Genomic DNA, 20,380 nt, shown 5'->3' on the forward strand with positions numbered 1-20,380 from the left:
GGGCCAAACACACTTGAATTGGCAACTGGCTACAGAAGGGGTCATTAAATTTATATGTTGAAAAAAATTCATTTTTTCAAGCAAAATGAATGAATATAGAACGTTTGTTCGCGTATAATAGGAATAGAAAGAAGGTGTGTGATATGAATGGAATGCTTCTCCGTTCGATGAAAGAAAATATGCCTCTTGAAGTCATTTACTTGTCAAAGAAAAATGAGCTGACACAGCGGAAAATGATTATCCGCGGGGTCAAAGGCAATGATGTCTACGCTTTTTGCCTGCTGCGAAGGAAAATGCGAACATTTAAACTTGAAAATATCCTTTCTGCCATGCCGGAAAAACCAAGACGCGTCAGTTGAGATATTGGATAATCATCCCTTGCCGGAAGTGGCGGGGGATTATCTTTTTTTTAATAAGTAGGATTTGCCTTGATCCAACCTATGGTGATAACGTTAACTTGTAAGGAAAATAGGGTACGTTATAGGAGAGAAAGGAGCTGTTTGCAATGGCTGAAGTCAAATCAGGAAATAATGAGTTTTACATTGAAGAAGGCGGCGAGAAAGTCGCAACGATTGAATATGTTCCGCAGGAGAACGGTGTCATCACTGTCACTCATACAAATGTAAATGAGTCGCATAACGGCAAGGGCCTAGGCAAGGAACTGGTTAACCGGATTGCCGAGTTTGCACGGACGGAAAATAAACGCATAGATGCTCAATGCTCCTATGCAAAGCATGTCCTTGGCAAAGGTGAACATAAGGACCTATTGGTTTAATTGAACAGAAGCGGAAGCGCCTTGGGGAGAAAAGCTAGGCGTAAAAAAGGACAGAGCTAAGAAGTTACGCTCTGTCCTTTTATCATTCAAATTTATCTTTCTTTAAATCAACCAGTGCCTGCTGCACAGTAGAATATGTCCTGATAGAATTGAAATTAATGCCTCTTGAAATGATGTCCCTCGCCAGCTGGGGCCTCAGTCCAGTAATGATCGCTTTTATGCCTAGCAATTCAAGGACCTTATGGATATTAAAAACATGCTCCGCCGCATCCACATCAATATTTGCAACACCGGAAAAGTCGAGAATCAGTTCATTTACTCTAAGCTGCGGAAATTTAGGAATGACATTTTTCATTAAATGCTCCGCGCGCTCAGAATCGATCGTCCCTATCAGCGGCAAAACCGCGAGTCCATTTTGGACAGGTACAATTGGTGCGGACAGCTCGAGAAATTCCTTCCGGTTTTTTGTAGCTATCTCGGTTCGATATTCCTCATAAAATATGATGGATTCTGTCAGGCTTATATCAAAAGCATAATTCATCCTTGATATGATGAGTTTGAACTCTTCTAGCGATACCCCATGATTCCCGCTGATTTCATACATGATTTCTGTAAAAAGACGTCTGATCTCAGGGTATGGTTTGATAAGACTCGAAACTTTGTCCAAAAGCACCGTTTCTTCGCGCTGTGCATGTGCTTCGTTCCAATCAATGAATCCCTTCGCTACTTCTTCTTCATTTTTATAGGTGATTGCCTGCGATAGGAATACAAGAAAGTCCTCTTGATAGGAAATTGATTTGGTTACAATTTCCTCGGGCACTTCAAAATCAAGTTTTTCGAGATTAAACTCAACTATCCTGTTGGCCAAGTCTTTTGCATTTTCATGAATATAACGGGAAACTTCAGTCAGCTTGTCCATGTCCGTATTGGTATCCCCTATCTTTTTTACATTAATAGTAATAATATGGCTTTAATTGGACTATAGTGTATTTTTTATTCAACTGCAACCATTTTGAAGAACAACTTTAGCCCCAGAAGCCATGGGACTTTCTTAAACGATTAATTCAACCTCAGCCAGTTCCTCAAGGGCCTCTTCCTGGTCGCGCTTATGGTGAGCTAGCCTCGATGCCGCAGTTGCTGCAATGGAGGCTACGATGTCATCAAGGAACGTATGTACACCCGTGCCATTCTTGGTGTCAAGCTCCTTGATAATGCCAATTTTGTTCTTATCCAGGTGGCCAAACGTTGTGACAGCAATACTTCCATATCCTAACGCAGCACCAAAGGCAATCGTCTCATCAATTCCGAAAAGGCCTTCATCATTCTCAATAATTGACTGTAACGGTTGAGACAGTTTTTTCTGCTCCGCAAGCATATCCAGTTCAACACCTACTAGGATGGCGTGCTGAATTTCCCGTTTTAACAGTACCTTTTCAACACTATCAATACACTCGGCAATCGTCAGGCCTTCATGGTAAGGAATCTGCATTTCATATACAATCGTTGCTATTGCTTCGATAGAAACACCGCGGTCACACAAAGAATTTCGTGCTGCAGCGGTTACAATTTTGCTATTTACTCTAGTCAAATTCAAGTCTCCTCCGTTCTCACAATAACACTATTATAACATTGCTAATCCTGTTTCACTGTGAAACCTTTTTGAACTGCTTTTTTATACATCATATGGTAAAATGCGAGTGTTATAGGCTAGCCTGGACTAAATGACGCCGTCTGAACGGTTAGCCGATGCTACTAAGAAGACGGAGGAAAATCCCATGGAATACCCACGCGGAACAGTTCAGGAGGTGCTTATTGAAAGCGCCGCATTAAACGAGGAAGTGAAGCTGCTTATTCATTTGCCAGCCACCTTCTCACACCTCTACAAATATTCATTGCTAATTGTCCAGGATGGCCATGATTATTTCAGGCTCGGCAGGATTGGGAAAATAACAGATGAACTTTTAGCAAAAAAAGAAATTGAAAATCTTATTATTATTGGCATTCCGTATAAAGATGTGGAAGATCGCCGCAGCAAGTATCACCCGGAAGGCGAAAAGCATCGTGCTTACATACGCTTCCTTGCCCATGAGCTTGCTCCATACCTTGACAGGGAATTCCCGACCTTGCAAATGGGTTCGACCAGGGCACTCGGGGGTGATTCGCTCGCTGGCACGGTATCTCTAATGGCGGCACTGGCTTATCCGAACACGTTCGGCAAGGTGCTTCTGCAATCTCCTTATGTAAATGAAAGTGTCCTTAAGACAGCCGGGGATTTTAATAACAATCTCACTCTGGACATCTATCATACCATCGGCAAGGAAGAAGATGCCGCTGAGCTTCCGAATGGAAAAATTGCTGATTTTCTAACTCCAAACCGCGAATTGAAAGCTGCCCTGTCTGGAAAGTCCATCAACCATATGTATAAGGAAATCGACGGCGGACACACATGGAAGTACTGGCAGCCGGGGCTTCACGATGGGCTGAAATCTTTATTCTAACAATTGATTTTTACGGAAAAGAATAGATAGACGGAACAGCACTTTAGAAAAAAATGAGAAAAAATGATTTTATTAAGACTTCATTATAGGTAACTTTACCTTACGTTGTGGATAGTTTGTGCTTGTGCGAGTAAAACGGATGGATTAAACCTATAGATGTAGAATGGAATTGCAAACGATAAATGAACATAAAAGCCGATTTTCCAAAATCTTAGGGAAAATCGGCTTTAATTATTTGCGATTTATCCAACATCATCTAAATAATATGGTGGGACACGGCTGGACAGCTATCTCAATAAATATTCTTTCAACTCTTGGTCAATATCCCACTTTTCGATATGTTCTTTTAGTTTGTCTAGATGACGCTTTGTTTTGTCCAGTTCACCTTTTTGTTCAAAGTGTCGAGCTTGCTTGATTTGGTTGGTTGCTTGTTTATATTGGCTATTTTCAAGTAAATTGTTGTTATTCATGGCTTCAATTTTTGCCTCTATTTTATCTAGTTCAATACCTTTATTGTTGCTGGTTACTTCGATTTTAAATAACTTTGTACGATTTTCAATAGGGGCATAGTAAATGTTCCCGTCTTTTCCTAGTGTAAATGTAATTGTGTTTGTAATATGTTTAAATGCTAATGTAATTGGATCAATAACGAATAATTTGTTACCAGCATTGGCATATAAGTATCCATCTTCTGACCATTCTAGATGTACGTTATTCCAGGCACCAATTGCAGGGTTAGGATCCAAATTGACACTTTTTACGACTTCAAGTGTTTCAGGATCCAATGCAAAAACAAAACCTGAGGAAGCTCCCCAAATATAGTCATCATAATATCCCACTTTCAATTGTCCGATGTGTGTTGGCTTATCCAGACCGTCAATATTGAGTGAAACCTCTTTTGTCTTTTGTTCAGTCTCTACATCAAAGACAAATAATTTTGCTTCTTCTGCAGTCGGAGTACTTCCTAAACCACCAGTAATGGAAGTAGATCCATAGACTTTTCCGTCTTTAAATACAATATCGTTTACACTCTGGTCTTGAACAATATTCCTAAAAACTTTATGAGTTTTCCCATCAAAGACAGTGAGAGCTCCGCCTAATTTACCATATGTTGGGATACTGCCAACAAATAGTTTACCATTTCCAGATGTCATCGAATGGAGTCTTTCCTGTTCTTCACCAATTACAAATAGTTTGGTAGGTGCTTGATATGGATTTACCTCTGGATCAATAACTTGCACGCTGCCTTCAGGATATAGACCAAAATACATTTTTCCATCCATTTCGTGCATAACATCAGCTTGACCTAAAGAAATATTCTTAATTTCATTTGTTAGCGGGTTATATACGGCACCTACAGCTCCCGTCATACCACTCATATAGATTTTATCCTCTGAATAGGCGAAAAATTTATTTGTGACATTTGCTGTTGGGGGAACCATTTTTGGATAATTTACAACCTTTTCTGTCTCGATATTAAAAAATACGACATCACCAGAAAACGTGATCGTGGCAAGACTTTTTCCTGGAAGATTCGGGTCACCTTTTATTTCTACCCAGTCTGCACCGCGAAGGCCACTTCCATATCCCATTTTTGTTTCATGAACTTGTAATGTTTCAAGATTTACATATTTTAGCTTACTGTCAGCTACAAAATAAACATTGCTTTCAAGCGAATCAGCCACGTGTAAACCTGTAACATTTGTTAATACGACATCTAACCATTTTTCTTGTTGGATATCGTAGACATACATATTCTTTGAAACAGAGTATCTAGCAAAAATATATCGGTTATCTACGATATTTAAGTCATAAACAAAACCGGTTTCATTTAATTCATCGGCAATGTCTACTTTTTCACCTGTTTCGACGTTCAGTTTCATAAGCTTGTCATGACCCGTACCAGCATAAATAAAACCATTATGATAATCCATGGAACGAACATATTCCTGACTTATTTCGCCGATCATTTTTCCATAGTCATGTAATTGTCCGGTAGCTTTCTCATATTTGAATACCTTCCCATTAGGGTAGGTGCCAATATAAGCATTATTATCTTCATCAACTGCTAAAGCCCACAAGGAGGCTTCAGGGATTTTAGCAAGAGAAGTAATTTCTTTCGTTTCTGGTGAATATCCCCAAAGATATGGACCACCTGCTACATACACGGTTCCATCAGGTGCAACTTCATGATGCCAAGAGTCATTCGCCCCTTCCATTAAGAGCGTACGTACCGTTTCCTTGGTCTCGAGATCAATTACACTAAACTGAGCTGGAATACCTTTCGATGTTGTGTACATGACATAATGTCCATCTTCAATCCCAACAGCACCATCATAAATCGTTGTACCACCACTTAAGGGAAAACCAATTTCCTCTGGTTGTGAATATACAGGAAATAGAAAATCATTACCTGCGGCCTGATTCAAAGGAGCAAATACCAATACGAATAACGTAAAAGCTAGTATAAATTTTAGGGAAAAGCGTTTTGTTCCACGCATTCCTAATCCACCTCCAATGTATTTTACAAACATCAAATTCCATTCTTGCAATAAGCTATGCTGAATTAACAGTTAAAATAGGAAATTCAATGTATGCGCTTTCAATAAGTTGTGTTCACCTCCACTAAAAACAAAATAAGCCGCTTGAGAGAAAATTCAGAATTCACTACCACATATATTTTAATCATTAAAACAGTGATTGTAAGGACGAGAAAGTGACTCTAAAGACGATAAAATGTCCAAATATACCATTTAGGTCTTTCGGTTTATAGGAGATTGCGAAAATAGAAAAGGGAGAGGCGGTGGCAAAAATATGCTTTTTACCAACGGATGAAAAACACTTATGATGCAATGAAAACAGTTATATGTTGGGAAAATTATTTAACTTTTGTAAAAAGCTGCTTGAAATTATATTTTCCATGGTACATTTGCTATAATATTCAGAAAGACAAATACCATGGGCTAAATGAAGCTTCATGGATCTTGGAGGTAGGTCGTATGAGATTCGGAGTTGTACTTTTTCCATCTAAAAAGCTTCAGGATTGGGTAAATCAATACCGCAAGCGGTATGACCCTCATTATGCCTTGATTGCCCCACACCTTACACTGGTCGATGCGTTCGAGGCTTCAGAAGAAGAGGCGGATTCACTGGCTGTAAATCTTCGCGATACTTCACGGCAGCACAACCCGTTCACAATCAGGACATCCAAGATTAGCTCCTTTCATCCTGTTAACAATGTTATCTATGTAAAAATAGAGCCTGATGAAAAAATTGAAGCCCTCCATAAAGGATTGAACGAAATCACCGGCGCTCCAGGGACGCAATTTGCGTTTGTCCCGCACATTACTATTGGCCAGAAGCTTTCAGATGCTGAACATTCAGATGTATATAACTCAGTAAAAATGCAAGGTATCACTCATGAAGAAGAAGTTGATCGTTTCCATCTGCTCTATCAGCTAGAGAACGGACAGTGGACAGTTTATGAAACATTCCGGTTAGGAAAGGAAGCAGAATAGAAGATGGATGTCGTTTTAGTCAGCAGTGAAAAGGAAAGGCAAGATGCCTTTTCCGTCAGAAGAACGGTTTTTATTGAGGAACAACATGTTCCGGAAGAGGAAGAAATCGATCAGTACGAGGACGTATGCGCTCATTTTGTCCTTTATGATGGGACAAAGCCTGTTGGAGCGGGGCGATTTCGGGTGATCGATGGCTATGGGAAGGTACAGCGAATTTGCGTGTTGCAGGAGGCCCGTGGTACAGGAGCCGGGTCTGCAATTATGAATAAAATCGAGGAATATGCTAAAAGCCAGGGTGTATCGAAGCTAAAACTGGATGCCCAGGTTCACGCTATCCCGTTCTATTCCAGGCTCGGCTATGAAGTCATATCCGAAGGATTCCTGGATGCCGGTATCCCTCATAAAACGATGATGAAAACAATCTAGCAAAAAGCTCTAGCCTGTCCAACAAGGCTGGAGTTTTTTTGATTCACGTTACCTGAAATGCCGACTCTTACTGATATTAGATTCCACCTAAGATTAATTCTAGTTCCGTCTAGTAAACCTTTTTTCTAGACAAATCTCACTGTGACGATCCTAGTTCCGTCCTGTAAACCTTTTTTCTAGACAAATCTCACTGTGACGATCCTAGTTCCGTCGAGTAAAGCTCTTTTACTAGACGAATCTCACTGTGACGACCTTAATTCCGTCGAGAAAATCTCTTTTACTAGACGAATCTCGCTCCGTCTACACAGTTTCCGTCTAGTAAAAGCCTTTTTGTGGATGCTTCATTAATCTCATTCCCCACCTATCCGACTAATCCATTTGGAGGGTTATTCAAAGTTGGAATTTCTCATTATTTGTTTAGATAGAAGTATCAGTTTTTCCCCCATATTGATATAGAACTGGGAAATTCGAAACTTTCGGGTGTTCCTGTTCTCTGGTATGATAGTGATTGTGTACTTTTTACTAGATATGGGGATATGTTATGAAATCAGCGCTCTTCCAAAATAGCACAGTCCATTTGGATACACTTGGACGTGACCGTTATCAGCATTATTATCTTTCAGGCAGGAATGGCCAGTTGTCTTGCCCTTCCTGCCTTGAGCCGGTTCGACTCTATCTCGGAATAGAAAAGGAACCGCATTTTTATCATATATATCATCCTGCAAAAGAATGCCCGGAGGCTCCAGCCGTTCATGAAGCCAGCCATACTGGAGAGACACAGTCACATGGCTTCAGGCTCCCAAAAGGCCGGGCAATCGGAACAGCAACTGCCACAATTGGCTACCAGGCCGCGCAAGCCCTGGCAATCAGCACCAGATCAAAGGTGGAAACCATCCCAACACTCGAGAATCCTCCCGACTACTTAAAGCTTCTAGAAGCGGAAGGATTCACTCTTGATGGAAATCAGGCGGCTGCTGTCACGCAAACCGAAGGGCCAATTCTCGTCCTTGCAGGAGCTGGGAGCGGAAAGACACGTGTACTGACGGCTAGAACTGCTTATATGATGGACGTTGGCGGGATCGATCCTTCTGAAATCATGCTGGTTACCTTTACGACAAAAGCCGCCCAGGAAATGAAATCGCGTCTGCTTCGGTATCCAAACATGAGGAGCGAAAGACTCTCAAAGCTAGTTTCAGGGACATTCCACAGTATCTTTTACCGGATCCTTATGCATGCCGATGGCGGGAAATGGCGGCAGGACAAGCTGTTGAAGAAGGAATGGCAGCGCGAAAAAATCGTTAAAGACGCCGGCCGGGAACTCGGCTTTTCCGAAAAGGATTATGCTTATGACCTGGCACTCCAGCAAATCGGCTTTTGGAAAAATTCGCTACTTTCGCCAAAGGATGTCAAGGCTGAGTCCGACTGGGAAGAAACAGCATTGCTCCTTTATGAACGCTATGAGCAATTCAAGCAGATTCAAGGCTTGTTCGATTTTGATGATATGCTGACCGGCTGCCATGAGCTATTCCAGTCTAGACCGGAAATCCTTCAAATGTACCAGGAACGTTTTCATTATTTCCTGATTGATGAGTTTCAGGATATTAACAAAGTCCAGTATGAGTTAATCAAGATGCTATCTGCCCGATCAAAAAATGTTTGTGCAGTTGGCGATGATGACCAGACAATCTATTCGTTCCGAGGAAGCTCCCCGGAATTCCTGCTTAATTTTGAAAGTGACTTTCCTGGAACAAGGCTGATTCTGCTCAATCAAAATTACCGATCCTCACATGAAATCGTTGCTGCTGCAAACAGGATTATTTCCTATAATAAAAAACGGCGAAGGAAAGAAATGGCCGCAAATATGTCTATCGGACTTCCGCCAGTCGTCTTCTTCCCTCATGATGAGGAAGAAGAGGCCACGATGATTGTGACGGATATTCAAGAGAAAATTGCTTCTGGTTCCGACCCAAGTGAATTTGCCATCCTTTACAGGACACATGCCGGATCGCGGGCGGTTTTTGAAAGGCTTGCTTCCTCAAATCTGCCGTTCAGAATCGAGCAGGATGCGGAGTCTTTTTACGAAAGGCGCACAGTTAAAACCGTTCTTGGGTTTCTCAAGCTTGCGGTGGATGAAGATGATATCGGGGCCGTCGCGGCCATCCTTCCTGCCCTGTTTTTAAAGCAGGAGGTTCTAAATGACATAAAGGCAGCCAGCATCCTTGATGATTGCAGTGCGCTTGAGGCGCTAGGCAAGGTAAAAACGGCACATGCCTTTCAGATGAAAAAACTCAAAACTGCAGTAACTGCAATTAAAGGAATGAAGGGTATCTCTCCATTCACTGCGATCGAGCGGATTGAAAAAGATCTTGGGTTCCTTGACTATCTTAAGAAACGCGGCAGTGAAGGCAACAAGCTCGAAAAAGGTTCGGATGATGTCAAAGACCTTAAAGTTGCCGCTAAGAGCTTTGGGAATATTCATGCCCTGCTTGAACATGCGGACCACATGACAGCCATGAACAAGGAAATTAAGAGCCTCAGCAAGCATTTCGCAAGTTCGATTACCTTGAGCACCATTCACCGCGCCAAAGGCCTTGAATATAAAACCGTCTATATTATTGGTGCTGTCGATGGAAGCCTGCCTCATGACTATGCTTTAGAAAGCCTTCGAAATGGGGATTCCGCTCCACTCGAAGAGGAAAGGCGCCTCTTTTACGTCGCGATTACCCGAGCGATGGAACGGCTATATATCTCAGTTCCGTCGATGCGTCGGAACCGGAGTGCTCATCCGACCCGGTTCTTGACTCCAGTGAGGAATGATTTGAAGAAATAAAAAGAGAAGGGCACGCCTGTATTAACGCAGGGTGCCCTTTTGTGTTTAGTTGGAACTCTTCCAGCTAACGATGTATTCTATTTGCCCATTCGGAACATTAAAACCAGGTTGTTCTTTCACCCATTTGCCCTTAATTTGCAATTCTTTGCAGGCTAGCTCAAACTGGCACATCGCAATGCCCATATCGAGAAGCTGCATGTCATAACCAAGTGATGTACTATAGTTGGGTGTATGCTCAATATAGAAATGGCATGTCTTCCGGTCCTCCGAAACAGCGATTCTCCATGGCTGCTTGTTGGAGGCAGACGGGCCCAACCTGACCATTTCAATTGGTGTTTCGAATAAACCGGCCTGTTCCCTATTTAGAGGCGTTTTCAAGCCGCCATCAAAGAATAATTTATCCCATGGCTTTTTGTTATCTGCTTTGACCACAGCTCGTACAGCTTTATCAAAAAAACGCTGCTTTTCCTTTGGATAGCCGATTGGCGTCACACAAGGGATGAACTCTTCCGATGATATTGACAGCTCCTTTTCAAAGGAGTTCCGGCTGAACGTCCCGCCCATCCAGCAGGTCCCCATGCCCAGTCCGCATACATGGAGGACGAGTTTATGAAAACAATAGCCAAAGTCGATTAAATCGTCTTTTTCATTTTTACAGATTCCAACTAGATAAGCGCGCGGGTTTTTTATAAATCCATATGTACCTACTTTAAGCCCTTTATCGGTAACGTTATTGGTCACCCTAACGAATTCAGTCCTGCCTGTTTTGCCAAAAGGGCCACTGAAGCTCCGGTCACTGTCTATGTATTCCAGTATACTTTGGATATGCTTTTCTTCTACTCGATCTGTACTGAATGTCCGTATTGACTGTCTTTTTTGCATGATGTCTATTACACTATCTTGCATCGAACCACTCCTTGAAAGTTATTCTCCAAACCATATGGTCATGCCCTTCTCCCCAATAGTCCTTCTGCCAATAATCAGGAAGACCAAACTTCCTTTTCCAAATTTGCTGGGCACTTCCATACCCGCTGTCCAGCCAGAACTCCGTTAGCCCTATGTTTTTCAGGTGTTTCATTATTGCTTCCAACAGACTGTTTCCTATACCTTTACCCTGGTAATCAGGATGGACAAAAACCGTTCCAACTTCCACTAGTTGATTTAGTGTACCATTGGTGAGTTCATTGATTAAATTGCTCGAAGGCCCATATTCAATAGTACCGATTATAGTACTTTTCTCCACGGCAATCAGGAAATGCCGATCGGCTCCGTCACTAGTTAAATCCGCTTCAAGGTACGCTTTCTTGGTTTCTATTTCCTCTTCCATATCATAAACAAGCTCACTTATCCCGTTTTTTTCAAACGTATCTGTGATGACAGTCCGGAAAAATTGGTTCATTGCCTCTCTATCATCCAGTTTAGTCCTTCTGATTTCCATCCGCTTCCCCCTGATATTATCTTCATTTTTAAAAGGCTGTTAGTTAAATTATGCAATGCGAAGCATTTTTTTCAAAATTTAACCTCTCTTCCATTCGAGGCTCCGTCCAGAAAATGATTTACTTAAGGTTAGTGTGCTTGGAGGATGAGTTCCGTCTAGAAAAATTGGATTTACTCGACGAAACCGCGTTCGGGATTGCGAGTTACGTCGAGAAAAAGGGGTTTACTCGACGAAAACCGTATTCGGTATTGCGAGTTCCGTCTAGAAAAATGGATTTACTCGACGAAACCGTGATTGGGATGACAAGTATCGTCTAGAAAAACATTATTCCTCAATCCGTCGGCCACTGATAAGGCTTCTCTGTTACCAAGAATACGCAAAAAGTCCGGCCCAGGGGGAGTTGAGGCCGGACTTTTCCTATTTTTTATTCAGCATGTTCGAGAGGGTATTGAAATCAAGCTGCTTTCCATCCTTGACGATCGACTGAACGATTTTGTCCTCGGTTTCTTTGTTAACCGGTTTGTTGGCAATTTTGGAAACGCGCTGGATGACGCTGCGGACTGTTCTTTCGTCCTTAAAATTCGCATTTTGCAGGGACGCGGCAAGATCAAAAATATCCTTCATGTTCACGCCGGTCTTTTTTTCAAGGTTTTTAAAAAATCCGTTATCCATTCAATTGTCACGCTCCTTTATAGGCTACTCTTATAGTATGAAGGAGCAAGGAATTGGTGAAGAAACTTTAAAGCAAAACGGAAAAAGGCCGAGCCGGGGCATTTCCCGGCCAGGCCTTTATCTTCTATCTTAATAGAAGGAAGCTCCAACGATAATCAATAGAATGAACAATACAACGATTAAAACAAAAGTTGATCCGTAGCCACCGCCACCGCCGTAGCCGCCTCCGTATCCGTAACCACCGAAGCACATACCGTGTCACCTCACTTTTCTTGTTTCACCATTAATGTATGTGAAGGGAAGAAAAAGTGTATAGGCCCTCTCCCAGCCAGGAAAAACTTTTGCTTATCCCTTTGGCTTGAAAATCAATGCCCCGATGAAACCGAAAATGATTGCCGCGGAAATCCCAGAACTAGTTACCTCGAACATTCCCGTCAGAACTCCAACAAGCCCGTGCTGTTCGGCTTCCTGAAGGGCCCCGTGGACAAGCGAGTTTCCAAAGCTGGTGATGGGGACCGATGCTCCGGCACCTGCAAAATCCATGAACGGCTCATAAAGGCCAAAACCATCAAGAATTGCGCCAATGACGACCATTGCGCTGAGCATATGCCCTGGTGTTACTTTTCCAATATCGATTATTAGCTGTCCAAGGACACAAATTGCTCCGCCTACAACAAAGGCCCAAAAGAACATGGCAAGCATCCTATTCCCTCCCATCCATTTCAATGGAAACCGCATGCGCGATACATGGAATCGTTTCTTTCTGTTGAAAGGTTAGCGGCGACAGAAGCGCCCCAGTTGCTACTACGAGGATGCGGCTGTAAGTGCCTTTTTTCATTTCATTTAACAGATGTCCGTAAGTAACCACCGCAGAACAGCCCGCACCACTTCCCCCGGCCTGGACTGGCTGGTCATCTTTATAAATCATTAAACCGCAATCCCTGAATTTTTGGTCCTCAAGCTTATAGCCCTTTTGTGAAAGAAGGTCCATGGCTGCGCTCCTGCCTATTTTCGCAAGGTCGCCTGTGACGATTAAGTCATAATAGGATGGATCCCTTCCAGTATCCACAAAATGAGCTGTAATTGTATCCGCTGCAGCAGGGGCCATCGCCCCACCCATGTTGAATGGGTCGGAGAGCCCCATGTCGACAACTTTTCCTATTGTGGCAGAGGTAACGTACGGAAGCTTACCCTTTCCCTCATTCTTCTGTAAAAGTGCAACACCTGATCCAGTGATTGTCCATTGTGCTGTTGGAGGCTTCTGGCCCCCATACTCGGTCGGATACCTGAATTGCTTTTCTACAGCAGAATTGTGGCTTGTTGCACCAGTCAATATGTAGTCAGCTCCGCCGTAATTAATAATAAAGGCCGACAATGCCAATCCTTCCATTGAAGTCGAGCAGGCACCGAACAGACCAAAATAGGGAATCTGTGCAGTCCTTGCCGCAAAGCTTGTCGGAGTTATTTGGTTGATAAGATCGCCAGCCAATAAAAATTGGACCTCACTGCCACTTACATCGCCCTTTTTGAGGGCAACATCAATGGCGTTGTCCATAAGTACTCGATGGGCTTTTTCATAGGAATCTTCCCCCAACCACAAATCATCATGAAGAATATCAAAGTCTTCCGCCAGATTTCCCGCAGCCTCAAACGGCCCGCCTGTCACACCAGTAGAGCGTATTTCCGGACGGTTTTCGAATAGCCAAGTCTGTTTGCCCTTAAGCATCAGATAACCCCCCACATGGTTAGCAAGGTTTTAATCAAAGCTACGACAAAGGCCGAAAAAACACCAAACAAAATGACCGACCCGGCCAGTTTGAACATGTTACCGCCCACACCAAGAACCCAGCCTTCCGTTCTGTGCTCAATTGCAGCGGAAATGACCGCATTTCCAAATCCAGTTACAGGAACAGCACTACCCGCACCCGCGTATTGGCCAAGATGATCATAGACCCCAAAGCCTGTCAAGAGCATCGATAAGAAAACCATTGTTGCAACTGTTGGATTGCTCGCGGTTTGTTCCGTAAAATCAAAATAATAAATATAAAAATAGGTTAAGGCCTGCCCGATCATACAAATGACCCCTCCTACCCAAAATGCCTTGATGCAATTTTTGAGCACAGGCCTTTTCAATTCATGCTTTTTCTGAAGCTGCTTATACTTTTCCTGTTCGGCACTTTTCTTGTCGGCCATCCCAATTCCTCCTCACGTTTTCTCTTTTTGTAGCTCAATAATCTCCTGCAGGCGCTTTTCCGCAGCCTTGTCATTGTATTTGCCGGATTTTATCCTTTCTTGCAGCCGTGTTGCCTCAAGGAATATTTTGTAATCACTTGAAACTGTAAATTTTTCATTTGGGTATTTTTTTTCGAGCTTATCAGACAATTTTTTTTCGATTTCCTTCATCCTGAAACGCTGCAAATGCTTAACCTTGTAGGCAACGAGAAAGTCCTTCTTTCCTTTGATGACGGCAACATCATATAATTCCGGCAGCGCTTCAACATCCTTTTCCACACTTTTTTCAGAAACCTTTGAACCGTTATCCGCTGTATGTACTGGATCCGGATTTGTCTTGTTCATCAAAGCCAGACGGCTGCTTCCTTCATTTGCTCCACAAGCACCGAGAAGCAATGTGACTCCCATAATAAGAAACATTAATTTTTTCATGATCCTTACCCTTCCTGCTTATTCCCATTTGTTCTTTTATTGTTTGCACAAAGGGGGTTTTTATGCTTTTCAGCTTGAAAAGGAAAATATGGCTGTTATGCAGTATTGCTTTGTTTTCAGGCTAACTTCTTCTTTTTTCCAAAAAAAAGAAAGCGTACCGGAAGGCAGCTTTCCCTGCTATGCACCATATCCCCGTTTGCGGCGTTTCCGTCTTCCCCCGCCACATCCGCATCCCCTTCTTTTCTTTGGTTCAGTTGGCCCTGTTTGTTGTTGCTCAGCCTGTTGCTGCTCTTTTCCTTTATATTGTTTCCACGCATCCATGTTAAATTCCCCTCTCGACTTAAAGATTCTACTCTTTTACTATATGTAGGAGGAGAAATGTTGTTTAATTCAGTCGCCTAGCAGCCTTCCTATTATTGTTTCGATTATACTGGCTATTGCCGCTGCCGCGAAAATGAGGATAATGGCCACTCCAATTGACGGTATATAAGTATATACTGCCAGAAGCCCAGCGCTTACCCACACTCCTGTGCACCAATAGCAGCTAAGCAGTTCGCCGATCAAGCTGCGGATCGGACCTTTTTTTGGAATGGTATACACCTCATCCCCTTCTATAATCTCTTCAAGGAAAGGGGCCCTGATAAATTCAGCTATTTTGTCAAATACAATAACTCTTGTCAGCCGGAAGGAAGCCAGCCCTATGATGAACAGAACCTCAATCGTAAAATCTCCCATATTCATACTCCTTTTCTTTGCCTAATAGGCTTGTATCCCTGATTAAAATAACTAAAATTGGGCTTTTGGCCCAACCCATAAAGCTCCTCCATACATACTCTGATAATGCAAATAATTATCTACCTAAAGGAGGAAAATCCATGAGTTGTGGTTCAGAGTTCTTCACAAGCAACTGTGTGTGTGATACCCTGCTCGCAATCGTGAAAGCCCAGGATAAAGTAAATCCAATTAGAGAAGATGACGATTGTGAATTTGGATGCGAAAGGGCTATTCACGAGCTGGTTGAAGGAGTACAGAACAATATGAATGACACTATTCCAGTCATTCTGGTTTGCAAAAGCACATGCGAACCGTTCAAGGCTGTTGGGGTGAAAAGAAGCGGAAGCAATAGTCACCCATTTGAAGTCGTAACCGGGTGTGTGTTCAGGGTAGTAGATGTGGATCCAGACACTTGCTGTGCAACGCTTGAAATCCTGAAAAAGGTTAAATCCTCAGGAGGATCAGGATCCAAGCATGAACATGATGATGACACATTTGACTGTGTGAAAGACCTCGAGAAGGCACATAAGCTTAAGCGTACCGGTGTATGCATCACAATTGACCTTAACTGCTTCTGCGGCGTATCCTGCGTCTTCCCGCAAAACTTATTCGATTAAAAATTTTGCAGACTGTTTCGTTAAATGAAACAGTCTTTTTTTTGCAGTCTTTCATATTTATGCTAACTCATGGCCAATTTTGACTACCAAGTTACATTTAAAAGGAGCTGCATGAATGCAACTCCCTTCTCTTTTAATCAAGGACCTCTATTTCCGAAATATCTCCAAGGTTAATTTTCCCATTCCGGCCATTTATTTTAATAAATAATTCGCTGCCTCGTTTGCTGTAAATCTGGAAGGTCAGCGGCTCACCTGCTACTATCGCTTTTACAATCGGCTTTTCAAGGAAATGAGGATACCTGGCCAGGCTGTTTACTGTTTGCCATATCTCCTTATCCAATTTAGTCTGAACAGGAGTCTTTTCCGGCTGTTCTGAGTGGTTTTCTTTAGAAATCGATGGCTTGACACTGGTCTCTTCTAGTTGTTTTAGAAACATTTCTATCAAATTTTGTTTTTTCTTCCCTGGTTCAATTTGTGAGATAGGGTGCTCCTCATGAGTGATAGCATCGTGTTCGTTGGCGGGAGCGTCTTTCTGTAAAATCGGTTCCTGTTTTATTTTGATAATTTGTTGCTCCTCCCGAGTGGCAGTTGGTGCAACCTCCCCGTAAAGTGTATCTTTTAGGATGGATCCGCGCAGATCCCTATCCTCTGTATTAACTGAAGTTGGATTAGTCGGGTCTTCCTCCTTTTCAGTAAACCTTCTCCTCCACAAAAACCGTTCCTGCATGCGCAAGGAACCGTTCGTGAACTCAGGCTGTACGATATATAGCAATGGTTTGGCATTCTTCTGTTTATCCATCCTCATCCCTCGTTTCGTTTTTGGGCAAATCTCTACTAACCATGTGTATGCAGGGACATACTTAAGCGTTAAAAGCCGAAGAGTATCGGCCCATTTTTCACAACAGAGCGCAAGTGCCTTGGTCATCGCCGTACAAAATGGAGGGACTTCGACTGGGATAAAGGAATCACGAAGAGCGATAGCGATTCGATGATGACTTATCGTAGGGAGGAGGCCTGAAGTTTGCGCACGCGTAGGCGCTCCTCGAAAAAGCTATCGCTTTTTCTTCGTGCGATGTTAATGCTGCCGAAGCTTTCCTTGTAGAGCTGGCGTATAAAAAAACCTGCCCTTCTGGAAAAAGGCAGGTTTTGATCATATTAGAGAATGTGGTATCCAGAGTCACAATGGATGTTTTCACCGGTTATGCCGCGGGACATGTTGCTGAAAAGGAATACAGCGGTGTCGCCGACTTCTTCAGTTGTTGTGGCGCGGTGGAGCGGTGCTTTTTCCTCGATTTCCTTGAGGATGAGGTTAAAGTCACTGATGCCCTTTGCAGATAGTGTGCGAATTGGACCAGCAGAGATTGAGTTGATTCGGATGTTTTGTGCACCCAAGTCACGAGCCAGGTACTTGACGCTTGCTTCAAGTGATGCTTTGGCTACACCCATTACGTTGTAGTTAGTGATTGCGCGTTCGCCGCCAAGATAGGTCATTGTCACGATACTGCCGCCATCAACGATCATGTCGCGTGCTTCCTTTACAACCGCAGTCAAGGAGTAGGCGGAGATGTTTTGTGCAAGCAAGAAACCATCTCGTGTTGTGTTCAGGTATTCGCCAGTCAATTCTTCTTTGTTGGCAAAAGCGATGCAGTGAGCGATGCCATGGATGGTGCCGACTTCCGCGCGAATTGTATCGAAGCAGCGCTTGATTTCTTCGTCAGAGGTAATATCGCATGGTAGGACCATTGTCCCTTCTGCCTCAAGTGAATTAGCAAGTTCGCGCACGGAATCGCCAAGGCGTTCTCCAGCGTAAGTAAAGATAAGGCGCGCTCCCGCGTTATGAAGAGAGCGGGCAATGCCCCAAGCAATGCTGCGTTTGTTGGCAACTCCCATGACTACATATGTGTTCCCTTTAAGTGATATTGACATTGTGAGAAAATCCCCCTATTAATACAAGTTATTAGTAGTTGGTACTAATTGTACACTAGTTCTTCTAAAAAGAAAAGTATTGGAGATGACAAATGTCATATTCACTATGAACGTAGTAGTTTAAGGAGGTGCTAAAGGGTTTATACATGACTCAATTGAAGCCCAATGGTTTTAAAATTATCACAATGGCCCGTTTGTGACCACTCTGAAGGTTCAGCAGGGTAATGATCACATAGCTGTTCTCTATGTAACTAAACCAAGCTGTAGGCAACCCGTTAGGTAACTTAGGCGCTCTCTATGTGTCAAAATCAAGCAGCAAGCTATACATTAAGTAACATAGGCGCTCTAGACCCCCTCCTCTAATTGCACGCATACTTCTCCTCCCATGAATGACTTATCATTAAAATGCGGTAAACTATAGGAAGATTTGTTATTTTCGGAGGACTACAAATGAGTATTGATATCATAGGGGATATACATGGATGTTACCAGGAGTTTGTTGAGCTGACTGAAAAGCTGGGTTATCAGTGGGTTGAAGGTGTGCCCGTGCATCCGGATGGGCGGAGGCTGGGATTTGTTGGTGACCTTACAGACAGGGGGTCAGAGTCGCTGAAAACAGCTGATCTGGTTTGGCGTCTCGTTGTTGAGCGGAACGAGGCATATTATGTGCCCGGAAATCACTGCAACAAGCTATACCGCTACTACTTAGGCAACAAGGTGCAAGTGTCGCATGGCCTCGAGACTACGGTTGCTGAATTTGAGGCGCTCGATAAGTCTGCCCAAAACCAGGCACGGAACAGGTTTATTGAACTTTATGAGCGAAGCCAGCTTCACCTTGTCCTCGATGGAGGCAAGCTTGTGATTGCCCACGCCGGAATCAGGGCGGATTATATAGGCAAGACTGGCTCTAAAGTTAAGACATTTGTTCTCTATGGAGATATAACTGGGGAAAAACATCCGGATGGCTCACCGGTTCGTCGAGACTGGGCTGCAAAATACAATGGAAAAGCGGTCATTGTCTATGGGCATACACCAGTAAGCGAGCCGAGAATCCTAAACAATACGTATAATATTGATACCGGGGCAGTATTCGGTGGAAAGCTGACCGCGCTCAGGTATCCGGAAATGGAGCTTATTTCAGTCCCGTCTTCCATGCCGTATTTGGCTGAGAAATTCCGGAAGATTGAATGACACTGTGCTTTTTTTAAAAAACGCTTTGGACATTTTTTCTAAATCGTTTTGCCAGCCTATCTTCTGATTTCTGTAGGTTATGTTCGGGTGCTGATTGGTCTTCAAATACCTTAATAAAGTTAAAAATCCGGCTGGAACCCCAGCCGGATTTTCTTATTCAAGCAATATAGCCATATCATGAGGCATGCTTGCCTGAAAGCTCATTTGTTCATGGTGGAATGGATGCCAAAAGCTGATTTGTCGGCAATGAAGTGCCTGCCTCCCAATCTTTTCAACAGTTCCTCCGTACAGGCTGTCGCCTAGCAGCGGATGGCCAAGATGAGACATATGGACACGGATTTGATGAGTCCGCCCTGTTTCAAGCTTTAGCTCAAGATGGGAGAAATCGTGATCGACTTCCTTTACCACCTTATAATGAGTAGCTGCATATTGCCCGTCGTTGCGGACTTCCCGTTCTATGATGCTGCTCGACTTTCGGCCAATCGGAGCAATAATCGTGCCTTCTTTTTCTAAAAGAATCCCTTGCGCTAACGCTTCGTATGTCCTCTTTACCCCGCCTGCCTTTTGAAGCTTACTGAAGAGATGATGGGCATGGCGATGCTTGGCAACCAGGACTATCCCCGAGGTGTCCCGGTCAAGCCTTGTGACAATATGGGTTGTCGCAGCAAGCCCAATAGAACGATAATAGCCGATTAACGCATTGGCCAAGCTGCCCGACGGATGCTCTCTAGAAGGAATCGTGTTCATACCGGCCGGCTTGTTGACGACCAGTAAATACTCATCCTCAAATAAGATCTCAATCGGGATATCTTCGCCCTCCATCCCCTCGGCTGGTTCTTCGAGTGGGAAATACACATCAAGCGTATCACCCTCGATGAGCCGGTAAAGGACATTTACTTCCCTTTCATCAACTAGGATGGAGCCTCCCCTGAATTTGATGTCTGTCAGCGAAGCCGAACTGACCTCATTTTCTTTCAAAAATTCCTTGATCAACTTGCCAGTATCTTTGGCTGTGATGGTCCAGGTTAATTTAAAGCGGCCAGTAGCCATA

Annotated in this window: 24 protein-coding genes; 8 read left to right on the forward strand and 16 right to left on the reverse strand. The window is 43.3% G+C overall.

The features are described from left to right. Window positions 1-143: 143 nt before the first annotated feature. Window positions 144-359, forward strand: coding sequence for a hypothetical protein (locus tag TY16_RS16960; protein WP_043933008.1), 216 nt, complete (start codon window positions 144-146; stop codon window positions 357-359). A 146-nt stretch (window positions 360-505) separates the two neighbouring features. Further along, window positions 506-775, forward strand: coding sequence for a GNAT family N-acetyltransferase (locus TY16_RS16965; RefSeq protein ID WP_043933009.1), 270 nt, complete (start codon window positions 506-508; stop codon window positions 773-775). An 82-nt stretch (window positions 776-857) separates the two neighbouring features. Here TY16_RS16965 and TY16_RS16970 read toward each other — a convergent pair whose 3' ends face one another. After that, window positions 858-1,694, reverse strand: coding sequence for an STAS domain-containing protein (locus TY16_RS16970; protein ID WP_043933010.1), 837 nt, complete (start codon window positions 1,692-1,694; stop codon window positions 858-860). A gap of 132 nt (window positions 1,695-1,826) precedes the next feature. Then, a complete protein-coding gene (locus TY16_RS16975) occupies window positions 1,827-2,363 on the reverse strand; it encodes a phosphatidylglycerophosphatase A family protein (RefSeq protein ID WP_043933011.1) in 537 nt (178 codons plus the stop codon). Window positions 2,364-2,550: 187 nt separating this feature from the next. Between TY16_RS16975 and TY16_RS16980 the strand changes: the two genes are divergently transcribed. Beyond that, the gene (locus TY16_RS16980; protein WP_043933012.1) at window positions 2,551-3,273 is read left to right on the forward strand and encodes an alpha/beta hydrolase; all 723 of its coding nucleotides are present in this window, start codon (window positions 2,551-2,553) and stop codon (window positions 3,271-3,273) included. Window positions 3,274-3,560: 287 nt separating this feature from the next. Here the strand turns inward: TY16_RS16980 and TY16_RS16985 are convergent, their stop codons facing one another. Further along, window positions 3,561-5,774 (reverse strand): WD40 repeat domain-containing protein, encoded by a 2,214-nt coding sequence (locus TY16_RS16985; RefSeq protein ID WP_043933013.1) that lies wholly within the window; start codon window positions 5,772-5,774, stop codon window positions 3,561-3,563. A gap of 498 nt (window positions 5,775-6,272) precedes the next feature. Here TY16_RS16985 and TY16_RS16990 point away from each other — a divergent pair, with 498 nt between their 5' ends. The 3 genes from TY16_RS16990 to TY16_RS17000 all read left to right on the forward strand — a co-directional run bounded on the left by TY16_RS16990 (window position 6,273) and on the right by TY16_RS17000 (window position 10,047). Further along, window positions 6,273-6,791 (forward strand): 2'-5' RNA ligase family protein, encoded by a 519-nt coding sequence (locus TY16_RS16990; protein ID WP_043934810.1) that lies wholly within the window; start codon window positions 6,273-6,275, stop codon window positions 6,789-6,791. A gap of 3 nt (window positions 6,792-6,794) precedes the next feature. Beyond that, window positions 6,795-7,217 (forward strand): GNAT family N-acetyltransferase, encoded by a 423-nt coding sequence (locus TY16_RS16995; protein WP_043933014.1) that lies wholly within the window; start codon window positions 6,795-6,797, stop codon window positions 7,215-7,217. A 541-nt stretch (window positions 7,218-7,758) separates the two neighbouring features. Further along, window positions 7,759-10,047: a UvrD-helicase domain-containing protein gene (locus TY16_RS17000; protein WP_043933015.1), complete on the forward strand. Its 2,289-nt coding sequence runs from the start codon at window positions 7,759-7,761 to the stop codon at window positions 10,045-10,047. A gap of 45 nt (window positions 10,048-10,092) precedes the next feature. Here TY16_RS17000 and TY16_RS17005 read toward each other — a convergent pair whose 3' ends face one another. The 10 genes from TY16_RS17005 to TY16_RS17050 all read right to left on the reverse strand — a co-directional run bounded on the left by TY16_RS17005 (window position 10,093) and on the right by TY16_RS17050 (window position 15,556). Next, window positions 10,093-10,953 carry a nitroreductase family protein gene (locus TY16_RS17005; protein ID WP_043933016.1) on the reverse strand — a complete coding sequence of 287 codons (861 nt, stop codon included), beginning with the start codon at window positions 10,951-10,953 and terminating at the stop codon, window positions 10,093-10,095. Then, on the reverse strand, window positions 10,943-11,485 hold the full coding sequence (locus TY16_RS17010; RefSeq protein ID WP_043933017.1) for a GNAT family N-acetyltransferase: 543 nt from the start codon (window positions 11,483-11,485) through the stop codon (window positions 10,943-10,945). Before TY16_RS17010 ends, TY16_RS17005 begins: the two co-directional genes overlap by 11 nt. Before the next feature lie 417 nt (window positions 11,486-11,902). Beyond that, a complete protein-coding gene (locus TY16_RS17015) occupies window positions 11,903-12,157 on the reverse strand; it encodes a stage VI sporulation protein F (RefSeq protein WP_043933018.1) in 255 nt (84 codons plus the stop codon). A gap of 129 nt (window positions 12,158-12,286) precedes the next feature. Beyond that, entirely contained in the window at window positions 12,287-12,409 is a 123-nt protein-coding gene (locus TY16_RS25810) for a YjcZ family sporulation protein (RefSeq protein WP_043933019.1), read from the reverse strand. 93 nt (window positions 12,410-12,502) lie between these two features. Next, window positions 12,503-12,859, reverse strand: coding sequence for a stage V sporulation protein AE (spoVAE, locus tag TY16_RS17025; RefSeq protein ID WP_043933020.1), 357 nt, complete (start codon window positions 12,857-12,859; stop codon window positions 12,503-12,505). Between the two features lies 1 nt (window position 12,860). Further along, a complete protein-coding gene (gene spoVAD, locus TY16_RS17030) occupies window positions 12,861-13,883 on the reverse strand; it encodes a stage V sporulation protein AD (RefSeq protein ID WP_043933021.1) in 1,023 nt (340 codons plus the stop codon). Beyond that, complete coding sequence (spoVAC, locus tag TY16_RS17035; RefSeq protein ID WP_043933022.1) at window positions 13,883-14,350, reverse strand: stage V sporulation protein AC; 468 nt, start codon at window positions 14,348-14,350, stop codon at window positions 13,883-13,885. The genes spoVAD and spoVAC overlap by 1 nt, the downstream gene beginning before the upstream one ends. A gap of 12 nt (window positions 14,351-14,362) precedes the next feature. Further along, window positions 14,363-14,821, reverse strand: coding sequence for a YhcN/YlaJ family sporulation lipoprotein (locus tag TY16_RS17040; protein WP_043933023.1), 459 nt, complete (start codon window positions 14,819-14,821; stop codon window positions 14,363-14,365). Between the two features lie 177 nt (window positions 14,822-14,998). Continuing rightward, a complete protein-coding gene (locus TY16_RS17045; RefSeq protein ID WP_155922275.1) occupies window positions 14,999-15,142 on the reverse strand; it encodes a hypothetical protein in 144 nt (47 codons plus the stop codon). 69 nt (window positions 15,143-15,211) lie between these two features. Further along, a complete protein-coding gene (locus TY16_RS17050) occupies window positions 15,212-15,556 on the reverse strand; it encodes a DUF1360 domain-containing protein (protein ID WP_043933025.1) in 345 nt (114 codons plus the stop codon). Between the two features lie 140 nt (window positions 15,557-15,696). Here TY16_RS17050 and TY16_RS17055 point away from each other — a divergent pair, with 140 nt between their 5' ends. Continuing rightward, the gene (locus TY16_RS17055; RefSeq protein WP_043933026.1) at window positions 15,697-16,212 is read left to right on the forward strand and encodes a CotY/CotZ family spore coat protein; all 516 of its coding nucleotides are present in this window, start codon (window positions 15,697-15,699) and stop codon (window positions 16,210-16,212) included. A gap of 133 nt (window positions 16,213-16,345) precedes the next feature. Here TY16_RS17055 and TY16_RS17060 read toward each other — a convergent pair whose 3' ends face one another. Together TY16_RS17060 and fabI are read right to left on the reverse strand one after the other, a co-directional pair. Then, window positions 16,346-17,011: a hypothetical protein gene (locus tag TY16_RS17060; RefSeq protein WP_043933027.1), complete on the reverse strand. Its 666-nt coding sequence runs from the start codon at window positions 17,009-17,011 to the stop codon at window positions 16,346-16,348. Window positions 17,012-17,367: 356 nt separating this feature from the next. Further along, complete coding sequence (gene fabI, locus TY16_RS17065; protein WP_043933028.1) at window positions 17,368-18,138, reverse strand: enoyl-ACP reductase FabI; 771 nt, start codon at window positions 18,136-18,138, stop codon at window positions 17,368-17,370. Between the two features lie 450 nt (window positions 18,139-18,588). Between fabI and prpE the strand changes: the two genes are divergently transcribed. Continuing rightward, complete coding sequence (gene prpE / locus TY16_RS17070) at window positions 18,589-19,329, forward strand: bis(5'-nucleosyl)-tetraphosphatase PrpE (RefSeq protein ID WP_043933029.1); 741 nt, start codon at window positions 18,589-18,591, stop codon at window positions 19,327-19,329. A gap of 153 nt (window positions 19,330-19,482) precedes the next feature. Here the strand turns inward: prpE and TY16_RS17075 are convergent, their stop codons facing one another. Beyond that, window positions 19,483-20,379, reverse strand: coding sequence for an RluA family pseudouridine synthase (locus TY16_RS17075; RefSeq protein ID WP_043933030.1), 897 nt, complete (start codon window positions 20,377-20,379; stop codon window positions 19,483-19,485). Window position 20,380: the final 1 nt, after the last annotated feature.

This window comes from Bacillus sp. EB01, assembly GCF_000613125.1.
In the GTDB taxonomy this organism is placed as follows: domain Bacteria; phylum Bacillota; class Bacilli; order Bacillales; family Cytobacillaceae; genus Bacillus_D.